General features: G+C 63.5%; 12 protein-coding genes. 4 read left to right on the forward strand and 8 right to left on the reverse strand.

What is annotated here, in order from left to right; translation table 11 throughout:
- Positions 1-124: 124 nt before the first annotated feature.
- The 7 genes from WDX12_RS24320 to WDX12_RS24350 all read right to left on the reverse strand — a co-directional run bounded on the left by WDX12_RS24320 (position 125) and on the right by WDX12_RS24350 (position 7,008).
- On the reverse strand, positions 125-1,060 hold the full coding sequence (locus WDX12_RS24320) for a phosphatidate cytidylyltransferase (protein ID WP_434722300.1): 936 nt from the start codon (positions 1,058-1,060) through the stop codon (positions 125-127).
- Complete coding sequence (locus tag WDX12_RS24325) at positions 1,060-1,719, reverse strand: lysophospholipid acyltransferase family protein (RefSeq protein ID WP_434722301.1); 660 nt, start codon at positions 1,717-1,719, stop codon at positions 1,060-1,062. The genes WDX12_RS24320 and WDX12_RS24325 overlap by 1 nt, the downstream gene beginning before the upstream one ends.
- Positions 1,716-2,159: a hypothetical protein gene (locus WDX12_RS24330; protein ID WP_320298287.1), complete on the reverse strand. Its 444-nt coding sequence runs from the start codon at positions 2,157-2,159 to the stop codon at positions 1,716-1,718. Before WDX12_RS24330 ends, WDX12_RS24325 begins: the two co-directional genes overlap by 4 nt.
- Entirely contained in the window at positions 2,156-3,493 is a 1,338-nt protein-coding gene (locus WDX12_RS24335; RefSeq protein ID WP_434722302.1) for a phosphatase PAP2/dual specificity phosphatase family protein, read from the reverse strand. The genes WDX12_RS24330 and WDX12_RS24335 overlap by 4 nt, the downstream gene beginning before the upstream one ends.
- 13 nt (positions 3,494-3,506) lie before the next feature.
- The gene (locus tag WDX12_RS24340; protein WP_434722303.1) at positions 3,507-5,294 is read right to left on the reverse strand and encodes a bifunctional alpha/beta hydrolase/class I SAM-dependent methyltransferase; all 1,788 of its coding nucleotides are present in this window, start codon (positions 5,292-5,294) and stop codon (positions 3,507-3,509) included.
- Between the two features lie 36 nt (positions 5,295-5,330).
- Positions 5,331-5,939: a CDP-alcohol phosphatidyltransferase family protein gene (locus WDX12_RS24345; RefSeq protein WP_434722304.1), complete on the reverse strand. Its 609-nt coding sequence runs from the start codon at positions 5,937-5,939 to the stop codon at positions 5,331-5,333.
- 181 nt (positions 5,940-6,120) lie between these two features.
- Complete coding sequence (locus tag WDX12_RS24350) at positions 6,121-7,008, reverse strand: glucosamine inositolphosphorylceramide transferase family protein (protein WP_434722305.1); 888 nt, start codon at positions 7,006-7,008, stop codon at positions 6,121-6,123.
- Between the two features lie 179 nt (positions 7,009-7,187).
- Between WDX12_RS24350 and WDX12_RS24355 the strand changes: the two genes are divergently transcribed.
- The 4 genes from WDX12_RS24355 to WDX12_RS24370 all read left to right on the forward strand — a co-directional run bounded on the left by WDX12_RS24355 (position 7,188) and on the right by WDX12_RS24370 (position 12,190).
- Positions 7,188-8,393 (forward strand): glycosyltransferase family 4 protein, encoded by a 1,206-nt coding sequence (locus WDX12_RS24355; RefSeq protein ID WP_434722306.1) that lies wholly within the window; start codon positions 7,188-7,190, stop codon positions 8,391-8,393.
- Between the two features lie 202 nt (positions 8,394-8,595).
- Complete coding sequence (locus tag WDX12_RS24360; protein ID WP_320298281.1) at positions 8,596-9,075, forward strand: MarR family winged helix-turn-helix transcriptional regulator; 480 nt, start codon at positions 8,596-8,598, stop codon at positions 9,073-9,075.
- On the forward strand, positions 9,072-10,250 hold the full coding sequence (locus WDX12_RS24365) for an HlyD family secretion protein (RefSeq protein WP_434722307.1): 1,179 nt from the start codon (positions 9,072-9,074) through the stop codon (positions 10,248-10,250). Before WDX12_RS24360 ends, WDX12_RS24365 begins: the two co-directional genes overlap by 4 nt.
- 407 nt (positions 10,251-10,657) lie before the next feature.
- Positions 10,658-12,190 (forward strand): DHA2 family efflux MFS transporter permease subunit, encoded by a 1,533-nt coding sequence (locus WDX12_RS24370; RefSeq protein WP_434722308.1) that lies wholly within the window; start codon positions 10,658-10,660, stop codon positions 12,188-12,190.
- A gap of 43 nt (positions 12,191-12,233) precedes the next feature.
- Here the strand turns inward: WDX12_RS24370 and WDX12_RS24375 are convergent, their stop codons facing one another.
- Positions 12,234-13,124 (reverse strand): LysR family transcriptional regulator, encoded by an 891-nt coding sequence (locus WDX12_RS24375; protein ID WP_434722309.1) that lies wholly within the window; start codon positions 13,122-13,124, stop codon positions 12,234-12,236.
- Positions 13,125-13,262 lie beyond the last annotated feature (138 nt).

Below are 13,262 nucleotides of genomic sequence, written 5' to 3' on the forward strand. Positions count from 1 at the left end.
TCCCGATAACGAACGGCCCGGAGGAGGGGTCGACAGATGTGCCGCGGCAAATCATCACCAGCTCGCTCGACGCCTTCTTCGTCGTCACCCATACTGATGCGCGACCGGCTGTGACTGGCGAGGATCAAACGGTCCAGAAGTAGCGCACGATGTGGAAGAAGATCGGCGCGGCGAAGACCAGGCTGTCGGTGCGGTCGAGCATGCCGCCATGGCCCTCGATCAGATGGCCCCAGTCCTTGACGCCCTGGTCGCGCTTGATCGCCGATGCGACGAGCCCGCCGAGGAAACCCATCGTGCAGGCGACGAAGGCGACGGCCGAAGCCTGTAGCGGTGAGAATGGCGTGATGAAGGAGAGCAGCGCCCCGAGCAGGCTCGAAGCAACCAGCCCGCCGACCAACCCTTCCCAGGTTTTCGATGGCGATACGGTTGGCGAGAAGCGGTGCTTTCCGAACAGCTTGCCGAAGATGTACTGCAGCACGTCGCTGCCTTGCACAACGATGATCAGGAAAGCGATGAGCAGAAGGTTGCGGCCTTCGAAGCCGGGCACGTTGAGCGTCAGCAAAGCAGGGACGTGGCTGACGCAATAGACCGAAATCATGATCGCCCATTGCTGCGCGGCGATGCGCTCCAGGAAGCGCTCGGTGTCGCCGTGCAGCGCCGTGATCGCGGGCATCAGCAGGAAGCAGTAGACCGGGATGAAGATGATGAAGAGGCCATACCAGGCTGTCCACACCAGCCAGTACTGGAAGGGGATGACGATGCCGAACATGCCGAGCAGCACCCAGTGGTCGCTGCGCCGGCTGTGCGTCAGCGTCACGAATTCGCGCAGCGCCGCGAACGAGATCAGCGCGAACAGGATCGTCATACCGTAGCGGCCGAAGAAGAAGGCGATCGTCATCAGCGCCACCATCACCCACCAGGCGTTGATGCGCTGGGTGAGGTTGACCAGCGTCGCGCTCAGCGGTTTGGGCGCGCGCGCCGAAAGGATGGCGGCGGTGACGCTGGCGGTGCTCAGCACCACGAAAAGGCCGATGATCAAGATACTGATTTCGTGGCGCATCAATCGTCTCGGTCGGGCCGCGGATCGAGCGCTAGAAGCTCGGCGCGGGCGCGCTGCAGAAAGGCCCGGCGTTCCTCGCCCGGCGCCACCGCAACGGGGGCGCCGAAGACGACGCGGCAGAGCAGCGGCACCGGCAGGAACTGGCCCTTGGGCAGCACGCGCGACATGTTCTCGATCCAGCAGGGGATCAGCTCGACGTCCGGCCGCGCCATCGACAGATTGTAGAGGCCGGAACGAAACGGCAGCAGCTCGTCGCTGCTGTTGCGGGTACCTTCCGGGAAGATGATCAGCGAATGGCCCTGGTCGAGCACGGAGAGCATGATCGAGATCGGATGCTCCGCCTCGCTTGTCCATTGCCGGCTGATCAGCACGGAAGACAGCATGTCCTGGGCGATGAAGCGGCGCAGCCGCGACTTGCCCCAATATTCGGCCGCGGCGATCGCGTGCGTCTTGGCACGCTCCGTCTCGCTGAGGCAGGCCGACAGAAGGATGAAGTCGCCATGGCTGGTGTGGTTGGCGAAATAGATGCGCTGCCGGTCCGACGGCTGGCTGCCGTTCCAGATCGGCCGCACGCCGGTGACCGCCCAGGCCATCGCAGACAGGCCGACGGAGGTGACCGTCTGCAGCAGTGTATAGGTGCGCAGCGCCAGCTTGCTCATCTTGGCATCCAGAAACCGGCCCAAAGGAACGCGACGACGAAGACCGCGAAGGCGATCCGCTGCCTGGCCAGCAGGCGGCGAGTACCGGCGATACGCTCGTTGAGCCGCCGCGGCGTGGCCGGGGAGGGCTTCAGCCGCATGCGCGCCAGCACGTCGTCGACCGCGACGCCTCCGGAAGCCTCGTCATCATGGCTCGCCATCAGCCGGAACAACAGCGCATCGAAGAGGAGAAGCGCCGAGAGCCCGAGCACCGCCACGGCGCTCGCCGCCGCGACCAGCAGCGCCAGCACCGCGAGGGGCGCGTGGAAGGCGCCGCGCGCCGAAGCGACGAGCGGCGCGATGCTCTCGCCGGCGATCACGATTGCCACCGGCCATGCCGCCTGCTTGACCAGCATTGCGGCGAGGCCGGCAGTCTTGCGTTGATAGGCGTCGCCGCTCATGCCGGCTCGTCCAGTCCGACCTGAAGATGCACCGGTCGGCCGGAAGCGGCGAGCTGCTTGCGGGCCTGCGCCGGCGTGTGCGAGCGGCCGGTGGCGACCAGCCATCTGGCGACGACGCTGGCGCTGCGCTGGAAGCCGAGCGCGCAGCAGACCAGAACCGTGCCCTGCCTGCGCGCCGGCTCGATCGCCGCCACGGCCTCGTCGAGCGTGCTCTCCGCAGGCGAAACAAGATCGAGCATGGGAAAGCTCGTCCAGCGCCCTGTCGCATCGTGTGGCCGCTCCAGTTCGGCGGCAAGGTCGATCACCATGCCGAAGCCATCGGCTTCGGCAGCATCGGGAAAACGTCCGAGGAAGACGCCGTCGGTGACGGCAACGACAGGCGGCAGCTTGCGTGTCCAGGCCCAGGCATTGGCCCTTGCGCCCAGCCGGTATGGCCAAAGCAGGACGCGGCTTGCCAGCGACACGCGGCCGTCCGCCGTCTTCTGGAACACTTTTGGTCCGGCACCGGCATAGCCGAAAGCGACGATGGCTAGTGCCAGCGAAGGCCACAAAAGCACGAGCGCGATGGCCGAGAAGAAAGCGCCAATGGCCGCGCCGGCAAGCGCCAGAGCGGCGCCCAGCGCGTAGTAGAGTGAAAGGCGCCGAGGCTTGCCATCGATCGTCAGGCGGAAGCCGGCGAAAGGCAGCTCGCCCTTGGCTGCAAACAGCCACAGCGCAAAGAAGCCGAGCAGCGCGCCGGTCGGGATGTCGATGAAATGGTGCTGCCAGGTCGTCAGCACCGAGGCGCCGATCAGAAAACACCAAAAGTGCCAGAGAACGAGCAGGGGGCCGGAAAGGCGCTGGCGCCAATGGTCCCAGATGATCACCAGCAGCGCGATATGCAGGGAAGGGGCCTGGTTGAACGGCTTGTCGAAACCGCCGAGCACGGCGAACAGGAAGCCGGGCAGGCCGGTCGTTGCCGGGCGCACGAAGGTCGCGGTCAGCGGAAACAGGATGAAGCACGAGACGGCGACGACCTGCGCGGTAAGGTAGCGGCCGGCCAGCCGGTCGACGCCCCGCCGGCTATCGTTGAGCAGAAGCGACAGGCCGTAGAACAGATTGATCGACCAGTAGGGCACGATCGTCCAGGCCATGAACGGAACATGGTGCTCCCAGGAGAAGACGATGCTGCCGACTTGATTGCGGGTCGAGGCCAGCCAGTTGGCGAAGCCGTAGGTCGAATAGAAGAACGGCGCCAGAAAGGCGAGCCAAAGCGCGGCCCGGAGGACGACGCGGCCATAGGGTTCGGCGGCTGCGTTGGCTGGAGGCGACGGAGGCTCGGCACTGGTGGGCATGCGTGGACGGTTCCTAAACCCGCCTTGCCAGCGAGACGGTGAAGATGCCCCACTGATCGATGCGCTGGTCGAGCTTCTCGAAGCCCGCGGCTTCGACCAGTTGGTCCATCTCGCCTTGCGTGCGCCGCCGCATCACCCAGGCTTGGCCGCCGCGATGCGAGGTCAGGCTGCGCGCGATCATTTCGAGCTGCGGATGCCAGGGCTGGTTGGTGTAGATCAGCAGGCTGCCCGGCTGCATCGAACGGGCGAGGCCACCGAGCGAGCGGGCAATTGGCGCATTGTCGGAGAAGAGCTCATAGAGGCCGGAGACGATGGCGAGGTCCGGCGCCGGATCGAGCGCCGCCAGCCCGTCGCCGTCGAAGGCGTCGGCGCGCCGGAACGAGACGCTGGCCGGCAATTGCCGCTCGGCGATCAGCTTGCGGCCCAACTCGACATTGAGATCCGAATAGTCCTGCAGGCGCACGCTGGCCGGCTGTTCGGCGCTTTTGCCGATCGCATCGAGCACGTAGCGGCCGTGGCCGGCGGCGATGTCGAGGATGTGGCCTGGCCGCCCGGCCGCCTTCAGCGTCGCCAGCGCCTGGCCGATCAACTCCTCGACGTTGAGCTTGCGCTGGCGTATGCCGCGCCAGCCAATGGCGTCGAGGAAAGTCCTGTCGACCATACGGCCGATTGGCCCGAGGCCGCGCGCGTCGTTCTCATAGACATAGTCCAGCGTCGAGCCGGAATCGAAACCGGTGCCGACGCCGACCTTCATGCCGCGCGAGAACCAACTGCCGATGCGGATGAAGGCACGGCTCGATGCCCAGTAGAGGCCCTTCGGCGACAGGAGATCGAGCGGCGAGGCGAGCCGGTCGGCCTCGTCGCGCGTGTAGCCTGCGATGTCCGCCTGTTTCAGGTCGACAGCTTCGGCCGGCGACGCGAATTGTCCTTCGATGAACGGCCGGATCAGATCAAGCGCCTTGGCGCGGTCGCGCTCGCCCAGCGTGTCGTGGAAAAAGCCCGCCAGGACATGCCGCTCCTTCACGCGGCTGCCGAGATTGACGAAGAACTCGTGCTGGGGGCCGTGCCGCACCACCCAGTCGCTGCCGGACAGAAGAAGCTGCGTCGGCACGGTGATGGCGCGCGCGTCGGCAACGATGCGCGCCGCATGCTGGTAGAGCTCGACCAGGATGTTCGACGCGATCGGCCTGGTGATCAGCGGATCGGTTTCGAACGAGGCGATGCGCACCGGGTCATGGGTGAGCAGGCTCGCCTTGACATAGGAATTGACGAAGAAACGTCCCTTGATCTTCTGCCACAGCGCGATGCCTTCCTTGGCGAAAGGGATATAGAGCTTGACCGAGAAAGCGGGCGAAGCGAGCACCATGGCGCGCAGCTTCGGCGCATAGTCGTGCACCCACGCAGCGGCGAGCACAGCGCCGAAGGATTGCGCGATGAGCGCGATATCCTGTGCGCCGAAATGGTCCTTGGCGGCGATCTCGCGCATGAAACAGTCGATATCGCGCTCAAGTGCCGCGAAAGACGGAGCATAGCCGCGCTCCCCGGCGGAGCGGCCGTTGCCGCGCGCATCCCAGGCATAGAAGGCGTAATCCGGCATGCGCGATTCGTCGGCCAGATGCGCCATGCGGCCGCCATGCTCGTGGCCGCGATGGAAAAGCACGACCGCGCCTTTGGCCTTGGCCGATAACGCCGGCCAGAAACGGTAGAAGATCTCGGTGCCGTCATGGCTGTGGAAGCTGCGTTCCTGCGCCTGCCGCGCAGGGCTTTCCGCCGGCGCGGCTGCGATCTGTTCGTGAAGCATGCTTTTCCCCTCGGACGGCATCGCGAGCCTCGATGCCTAGCCGGTTTTGCCAGTAAGACCGGCGCGTATCCGGTTTATGGCGGTCAGCAGCGAAAGCGTAGCCATCACCGGAAACACAAGAGGCGCGATCACCTCCGGCCAGAGACCGATGGCGCACAAAGCCGCGACCACGCCGAGCCCCAGCGCCCTGTCGCTCTTGCCGAACGGCCCGGCATAGTTGCGTCCGATGCCTGCGGCGATGCCGAGCACGCCGGCGAACTCGGCGAGCATCGCTGCGATGGCGAAGGCGACGACGCCCCAGGCGCCAAATTGCGGGAAGGCGGCAAAGGGCAGGATGAGCGCCAAATCGGAAACGACATCGCAGATTTCATTGAGATACATGCCAAGCGTCGAGGCCTGGCCGTGCTCACGCGCCAGCATGCCATCCATGGCGTTGAGCGCCATGCGCACGAACAGCACCAGGGGAATGAGCAGCAGAAGCAGGCGCGAACCCGGCGCCGTGGCGATCGCCACGCCGGCCGCTATCGAGAGGGCGGCCGCCGCGATGGTGATGAAATTGGCCGTCACGCCCATTGCCGCCAGCCGGCCGACAAGCGGCCGCAGCCTGTCCTGGAAGGCCGGCTTCAGCGCATAAAGCGTCGGCATTGCGTGATCCCCCGATCCACGCCAACCTTTATCATGAGCGAGCCGAAAGGCGCTAGCGTGCGGCAGAAAACACAGTGAATTTTCAGACGGTTGACGCCTTGCCGTGAATGCATCGCCTCAGGCCGTGGCAGCGGATTGCCGAATTCACTCGGCGCTAACCATGATCGCGGTTGCCGCAAGCTCACCGCATCTGCTTGCGCAGCCAATACTGCAGCTTGATCAGGTGCCGCTTCGGCGTGCGCTCGAAGCGGCGGACGTCGATCAGCGTCACGCCGCCACCGTCCGACAGCGTGTGCAGGCCGGTGTCGAAGCCATCGAGCCACCCCTCGGGCGACAGCCGCTTGACGATGTCGGCCGAAAATTCCTCCGGCGTCAGGCGCTCGATCCGCAACAGGTTGATGGCCGCGCCGTAGCCGTTTGTGCAGTCCTGGGTCGGGAAATGCAGTTGGCCATCATGCTCGAAGGGCGAGCCGCCGGGCCGCGACGATGCGTATCCCGTGCGCACCGGATTTCGCGGATGCTTGGTCCAGGGGCCGGTCAGGCTCTCGGCGAAAGAGGCGTGCAGCTCGCGCGTGTCCCGTTTGTTGGGGCCGTTGAGCGCGTAGAGCATCCACCAGCGCTGCTGGTGGCGAAAGATGGCCGCGTCGACCACCGGCTCGTCCAGCAGCACGGCGACCGGCTGCCACGCCTTTGGAAAATCGGTCGCCTTGTAAAGCGTGAGCCGCCCGCTCTTGAAGGCCTCCGGCAGCATGAAGATATCCTCCCCCTGCCGGATCAGGAACGGATAGGAGAGGTGGAACGGCTCCTTCAGGGCCACGCCGCGCTCCTTGAGCGTCCAGTCCCGGTCGTAGCTGTAGTATTGGATCTCGCCGCGTCTCACCCTGTGATCATAGGCCTCGACCAGCACCACGAAACGGTCGCCATGGAAGAGGCCGAACGGATCGGCGATGAAGCGGTAGGATCCTTGAGGCGGCAGCCAGACGATCCGGCTCCTGTCCAGGCCTTGCGGGGCAAGCGCGTTGTCGATCCGATCCGGGACGATACCCGCCTGCCAGATATCGAACATCATTTTGCCCCCCGCTGCGCCGGCGCATCTATGCAGCAAACCGTGCAGCCCCGCAAACCGCGTTTGCGGCACTGTGGGCGGGAAGCCTTGTTCCGCAAGGCGCGGCCAAGCTCATTTTTTTACATTGCCCTCGGAAGTGAATTCGCGATACCGCTGGCCGGCGGCTCTGTTCGCTTATCCATTTGTTGGGCTGGAGCGGGCGCCGCTTCGCCCGGGCGTCTCCGAAGAAAAGTGTCGATCAGCAGGCAAGCGATCCCGACAATCGCCATTTAAATATCATGAATTCAAATAACAAAAGAATCGACAGCGTTATTTTTACTGAAAGCTCACCTGATATCGGCGGACAGGAACGCCAGTTGCTGATCCAAATGCGATCACTTCTAGCGTCTGGGATTGACGTGGTGCTTGCCTGCCGCCCGAATTCTCGGGTTGGGGCTTTAGCGGCGACAATGAACATTCGGACAGAGACGCTTCCATTTAGAAACGGTGCAGATCCGCGCACGATAATTGGCTTATGTCGGCTGATCGCTGCAATGCGGCCCACCGCATGCGTCTGTCACAGCGGTCATGATACAGACAATCTTGCAATTGCTGCACGATTTTTCGGTCGAAATCGTCCGCGCCTGATTAGGTCTAAAGCATACCTGGCTGGAAAAATATCAGCAAATAGTTATAACTATTTCGTAGACGTTACATTCACTCCAAGCAAGTATTTGCGGTCAAGAATTCTGTCCAATAGCCGAGTCGACCCTAGGCGGATCGAAGTGGTTTATCCAGGCGTGGATTTCGAAAAACTTGACGCGGAACGTTACCTTGATCTTCCTTCTGATCTTTCTCACTGGATCGAAAGGAAGCGCGGCGCGCTGATCGTGCAGGTAGGCATGCTCCGCAAGGAAAAAGGCCACCTTATGATGCTTGACGCAATAGCGAAATTGCGTTCGCGGTGGCCCCCGGTTCATTATGCAATTGTTGGATCGGGGCCTGAGCAAGAATCGATCAAGCAGCGGGCAATCGAGCTTGGCCTTTATGATCAAATCTGGATGGGTGAATTGCCATCCGTTGCGGCGATCCTGGAAAAGGCGGATCTCGTCGTCATGCCTTCATTCGTCGAAGCTTTGGGTATGGCTCAAGTTGAGGCGGCGGGACTCGGCATTCCGATCGTGGCAAGCAATATTGGCGGTATTCCGGAGACAATCTCCCATCTGGAAACAGGCCTGCTGGCCGAGCCAAATGCGAATGATCTTGCACAATGGCTGGATTACGCGCTGTGCCACCCGGACGACATGCGCGCGATGGCGCATCGGGCTCGAGCGGATGTTCGGTCCCGTTTTAGCATCGAAAACAACGCCAGCGCGCTCAAATCTTTGATCACACGGCAGGTTCGCTGACGGCTTGCAGTGCTAACGCAGTCGTCCCGTATCGCCTCATTTAAATCCGCAACCCGGCGGGTTGGCGGCGAGCCCTGGAGCGGATCTCCGAATTCACCGGCCGCTAACCATGAATGCATCGGATGCCGGATATGTCGATTTGCCGGCTTCTGGGGCAAAGCTTTCGCTTGAATAGTAAGCACGCTTATCATATCTATCGCACATGGTTTCAGATGGTATCGACAGACTGGGATTTTTGATCCACGACGTGCAGCGCCTGATGCGCAAGCGTTTCGAAGCGCGCGCCAGCGGATTGGGGCTTTCCTCGGCGCAATGGCGGCTGATGGTGCGCGTTGCCAAGGAGGAAGGCATCAACCAGGCGCGGCTGGCCGAACTCCTCGAAATCGAGCCGATCAGCGTCTCGCGGCTGGTCGACCGCATGGAGGAAGGCGGCTGGATCGAGCGCCGCCAGGACGCGACCGACCGCCGTGTGCGCATGATCTTTCCGACCGAGAAGGCGAGTGCCGCCTACGCCGATGTCAAAAGCCTTGCCGGCGAGGTCTATGAGGAGTCCTTGACCGGTGTTTCGCCGGAAGATCGGCGCATCCTGATCCGGGTTCTGGACACGATCGTGCAGAACCTGACGGACGGCGAGGCATCGTCCCTGGAACAGATGAAAAGCAGGGAAGGGGCGGCAGCATGAGCGCGGCGGCCAAGAGAGAAGACGACGTCGTAACCAAGCTGGAAGCCCCGACGCAGCCGACGGCCGCTCCGGTCGCGGTGGCTCCCGGGCGGCAGCCCGCTCCGGCCGCGCCCAAGAAGAAGCGGCGCATCGGCCGCTTCCTGTTGATGGTTGCGCTGCCGCTCGTCCTGCTTGCGGGCGGCACGTATGTCTGGGTGACCGGCGGCCGCTATCAGGAAACCGAGAACGCCAATCTGCAGCAGGCCAGGATTTCGGTCGCTTCCGACACGGCGGGCCGTATCGTCCAGGTCGGCATCGCTGACAACCAGTTGGTCAAGCAGGGCGACCTTCTCTTCGTCATCGACCCCGAGCCTTACCGGATCGCGCTCGCCCAGGCCGATGCGGCGGTCGCCGCGGCGCGCCTCAATGTCGAGCAGTTGCGCGCCGCCTACAGCCAGGCGATGGCGCAGGAAAAATCCGCCTCCAGCGAGGTCGACTATGCGCAGTCGCAATATGGCCGCGCCGCCGATCTCGCGCAGAAAGGCATCAATGCCAAGTCCTCGCTCGACCAGGCCCGCAACGACCTCGACAAGGCCCAGCAGCAACTGGCCGTCGCGGAGCAAGGCATCGTCAGCGCCAAGGCGGCACTGGGCGGCAATCCCGACATCGAGACCGACAAGCATCCGACCGTGATGGCGGCTTTGGCCGCGCGCGACAAGGCCGCCTACGATCTGGCGCAGACCACCGTGAAGGCGCCGGCCGACGGCGTCATCTACCAGGCCGCGTCCTTCAAGGTCGGCCAGTATGTCTCCGCCGGCACGCCGCTGTTCGCATTGGTCGAGACCGGAGACACCTGGATCAACGCCAATTTCAAGGAGACCCAGCTCACCAACATGAAGCAGGGCCAGAAGGCCGAAATCGTCGTCGATACCTATCCGGGCCGTACCTTCGAGGCGACCGTCAAGGCGATCGGCGCCGGCACGGGCGCGGAGTTCTCGCTGCTGCCCGCGCAAAACGCCACCGGCAACTGGGTCAAGGTCACGCAGCGCATTCCCGTGCGCCTGGAACTGACCGATCCCGACGCCCAGATGGCGCTGCGCACCGGCATGAGCGCGACCGTCACCGTCGACACCGGCGTGGCGCGCGGCCTGCCGTCGATCTTCGGCCACGCCACGGCGGGGGAGCACACGCAGTAACGACAGCGAAGCCCGCCGCGATCCGACGGGCATTGGGATTGGTCTGACGGGAGGAGTGACAAGGCTCAGCAAGGCAGCCGCATGGCGGCTCGGTCGAATGCTGAGGCCTGAGCACGGACCCGTCGGTCCTCAGGTTTCCGGGCGGCAGGCATCCGCTCCAACAGAGACTTTCGGTCGATGTAACCCCCACATCGATAGTCGCGTCCCACCGCGATGAAGGTCTCTCAACGGAAGGCTTTGCCGCCCGGAAGCCTAGAGCCGGATGATTTCAGGTCTATTCGACCTGAAATCTGAATCCGACTCTAAATCAAAGAGATAGAGCATGATGTCGTCCGAAATCCGCTCCACACTTTTCGGCATCATGGTCTAGTCTACACGTTTTTGTTACCTGCTGGAAGTTCAGCACCATGAGCACGCCAGAAGCCTTCAAAGAAGTGCCGCATCGCGGACTGATCACGGTCGCGCTGATGCTGGCGACGATCATGCAGGCGCTCGACACCACGATCGCCAATGTCGCGCTGCCGACCATGACCGGCGACCTCGGCGCGTCGCCCGACAACATCAACTGGGTGCTGACCTCCTATATCGTGGCCGCCGCGATCATGACGCCGGTCACCGGCTGGCTCGCCGATAGGCTTGGCCGCAAGGAGTTGTTCCTCTTCTCCGTCGTCGGCTTCACCATCTTCTCCATGCTGTGCGGCCTCGCCTGGAGCCTCGAGACGATGGTGCTGTTCCGCCTGCTGCAGGGCGTGTTCGGCGCGGCCATCGTGCCGCTGTCGCAGACCTTCCTGCTCGACATCTACCCGAAGGAGCGCCACGGCCAGGCGATGGCCATCTGGGGCGCCGGCATCATGCTCGGGCCGATCCTGGGGCCGACGCTCGGCGGCTGGCTGACGGAGAACTTCAACTGGCGCTGGGTGTTCTTCATCAACCTGCCGGTCGGCATCCTCGCCTTCCTCGGCATGGCCGCCTATCTGCCCGTCGTCGCCAAGCGCATGCGCGGCTTCGACTTCTTCGGCTTCGCCATGCTGTCGCTCGGCGTCGGCGCGCTGCAGCTTCTGCTCGATCGCGGCGGCGAGGTCGATTGGTTCAACTCGGCCGAGATCTGGATCGAGCTTGCTTTGTCGCTCACCGGCTTCTGGGTGTTCGTCATCCACACGGTGACATCGGAGCATCCCTTCATCGATCCAAAGATCTTCCTCGACCGTAATTTCGTGACCGGGCTGGGCTTCATCTTCGTCATGGGCGTGCTGATCCTGGCCTCGATGTCGCTGTTGCCGCCGATGCTGGCCAACATCTTCGGCTATCCGACCGTGACCATCGGCGTGGTGCTCGGTCCGCGCGGCATCGGCACGATGATTTCGATGCTGGTCGTCGGCCGCATCATGCACAGGATCGACGCGAGGATCCTCGTCGCCATAGGCTTCCTGCTCACCGCGCAGTCGCTTTACACGATGGCGAGCTTCACGCCGCAGATGGACAACTGGCTGATCATCTCTTCGGGCGTCGTCCAGGGCCTCGGCATGGGCATGGTGTTCGTGCCGCTGTCGGCGGTCGCTTTCGCCACGCTCGACGCGCGCTACCGCACCGACGCCACCTCGCTGTTCAGCCTGGTGCGCAATCTGGGCTCGTCCATCGGCGTATCGGTGGTCGCGGCGCTGATGGTGCGCAACACCCAGATCAACCACACCGAGCTTTCGGCCTTCATCAACCCCTACAACCCGAACCTGTGGGCCGCCTCTCCGGCGGCCGCCGCCGCCGATCCCGCAGCACTTTCGCAGGTCGACCGCGCCGTGAATGCCCAGGCGATGATGATCTCCTACATCAACGATTTCAAAATCCTGATGGTGATGACGCTGATCGCGGTTCCGTTCGTCATCCTGCTGCGCAAGCCAAAAGCGGCGCCGGCGGGCGGAGCGCCGGCCGCCCATATGGATTGATGGCGCGGCGGCGCCGGTCGCGGGCGCGGCTGCATGCTTGCGCTCAGATCGCGATTTGAAGCACCCCGTGACGGCTTACCTCGGCCACGATTTCCGCGATCAGGGTCTCCAGCGCCTGATTGCGAGGCCCGCGTGCGCGCCTGATGACATAGGCCAGGCCTGGAGGCTTGGGAAAATCCCTGTCGACGATCTTCATCTCGGGTCGCAAGTGTCGCTCGCTCAACAGCGCCACGCCGAGGCCTGAGGTCACGCCGGCAACGATCCCGGCGGCACTCGAGCATTCGAACACGATCTCGAACAGCATGCCGTCGTCCTGCCCGAGCTCGAGACCCCAGCGCCGGTAGAAGCAGTTCTCGTCGAAGGACAGAAAAGGCACCGGCTTGTCCTTCGACACGATGAGGTCGCGAGATTTTACCCAATGCAGCGTTTCGCGAAACAGCACGACGTCGGTGGGACGCACCTCATGCTGAAACACCTGGATGATGGCGGCATCGAGCGCGCCCTGGCCCAGCAGCGCCTGCTGTGCGAGGCTCATGCGCACCTGCGTGCGCACGCTCACCTCGGGATAGAGCCGGCGAAACCGGCCAAGGATGCGCGCCAGGTCGGTGCAGGTCGTGTCCTCGGTCATCCCCAAGGCGATCTTGCCCTGCAGCGTGCTTTTGGACAGGCTGAGGATCGCTTCGTCATGGATGCCCAGGATGCGCCGCGCATAGCCCAGGAGATCCCGCCCGGCCGCGGTGAACAGCGGCGCGTTTGCCTTGCGGCTGAGGATCTCGCAGTCGAGACTTGCTTCAAGCCTTCTGATCTTGTGGCTGACGGCCGACTGCGACAGGCCCAGAATCTCGGCCGCGCGCGTGACGCCGCCATGGTTCTCGATCTCCACCAATGCCCGCATGGCATCGACATCCAGGCGGCGGCTCATCACTCCAGCCATGACAAATCTCGTTCAGAATGAAAAAACAACACGCCAACTTCTGACGCAGAACCGAATTTCAGGCAATCATGTATGCCAGGTCTCATGGCAATTTCATGAGCCTATCGAAATTTGTCATGTGCAAGTGCGCGTTTGCGT

The sequence above is a fragment of the Mesorhizobium sp. RIZ17 genome, assembly GCF_051127865.1.
Taxonomy (GTDB): Bacteria; Pseudomonadota; Alphaproteobacteria; order Rhizobiales; family Rhizobiaceae; genus Mesorhizobium; species Mesorhizobium humile.

Bases quoted from the DNA above. Each gene is read 5' to 3' on its own strand.
- WDX12_RS24320 (WP_434722300.1), bottom strand. From the start codon at position 1,060: ATGCGCCACGAAATCAGTATCTTGATCATCGGCCTTTTCGTGGTGCTG.
- WDX12_RS24325 (WP_434722301.1), bottom strand. From the start codon at position 1,719: ATGAGCAAGCTGGCGCTGCGCACCTATACACTGCTGCAGACGGTCACC.
- WDX12_RS24330 (WP_320298287.1), bottom strand. From the start codon at position 2,159: ATGAGCGGCGACGCCTATCAACGCAAGACTGCCGGCCTCGCCGCAATG.
- WDX12_RS24335 (WP_434722302.1), bottom strand. From the start codon at position 3,493: ATGCCCACCAGTGCCGAGCCTCCGTCGCCTCCAGCCAACGCAGCCGCC.
- WDX12_RS24340 (WP_434722303.1), bottom strand. From the start codon at position 5,294: ATGCTTCACGAACAGATCGCAGCCGCGCCGGCGGAAAGCCCTGCGCGG.
- WDX12_RS24345 (WP_434722304.1), bottom strand. From the start codon at position 5,939: ATGCCGACGCTTTATGCGCTGAAGCCGGCCTTCCAGGACAGGCTGCGG.
- WDX12_RS24350 (WP_434722305.1), bottom strand. From the start codon at position 7,008: ATGATGTTCGATATCTGGCAGGCGGGTATCGTCCCGGATCGGATCGAC.
- WDX12_RS24360 (WP_320298281.1), top strand. From the start codon at position 8,596: ATGGTTTCAGATGGTATCGACAGACTGGGATTTTTGATCCACGACGTG.
- WDX12_RS24365 (WP_434722307.1), top strand. From the start codon at position 9,072: ATGAGCGCGGCGGCCAAGAGAGAAGACGACGTCGTAACCAAGCTGGAA.
- WDX12_RS24370 (WP_434722308.1), top strand. From the start codon at position 10,658: ATGAGCACGCCAGAAGCCTTCAAAGAAGTGCCGCATCGCGGACTGATC.
- WDX12_RS24375 (WP_434722309.1), bottom strand. From the start codon at position 13,124: ATGGCTGGAGTGATGAGCCGCCGCCTGGATGTCGATGCCATGCGGGCA.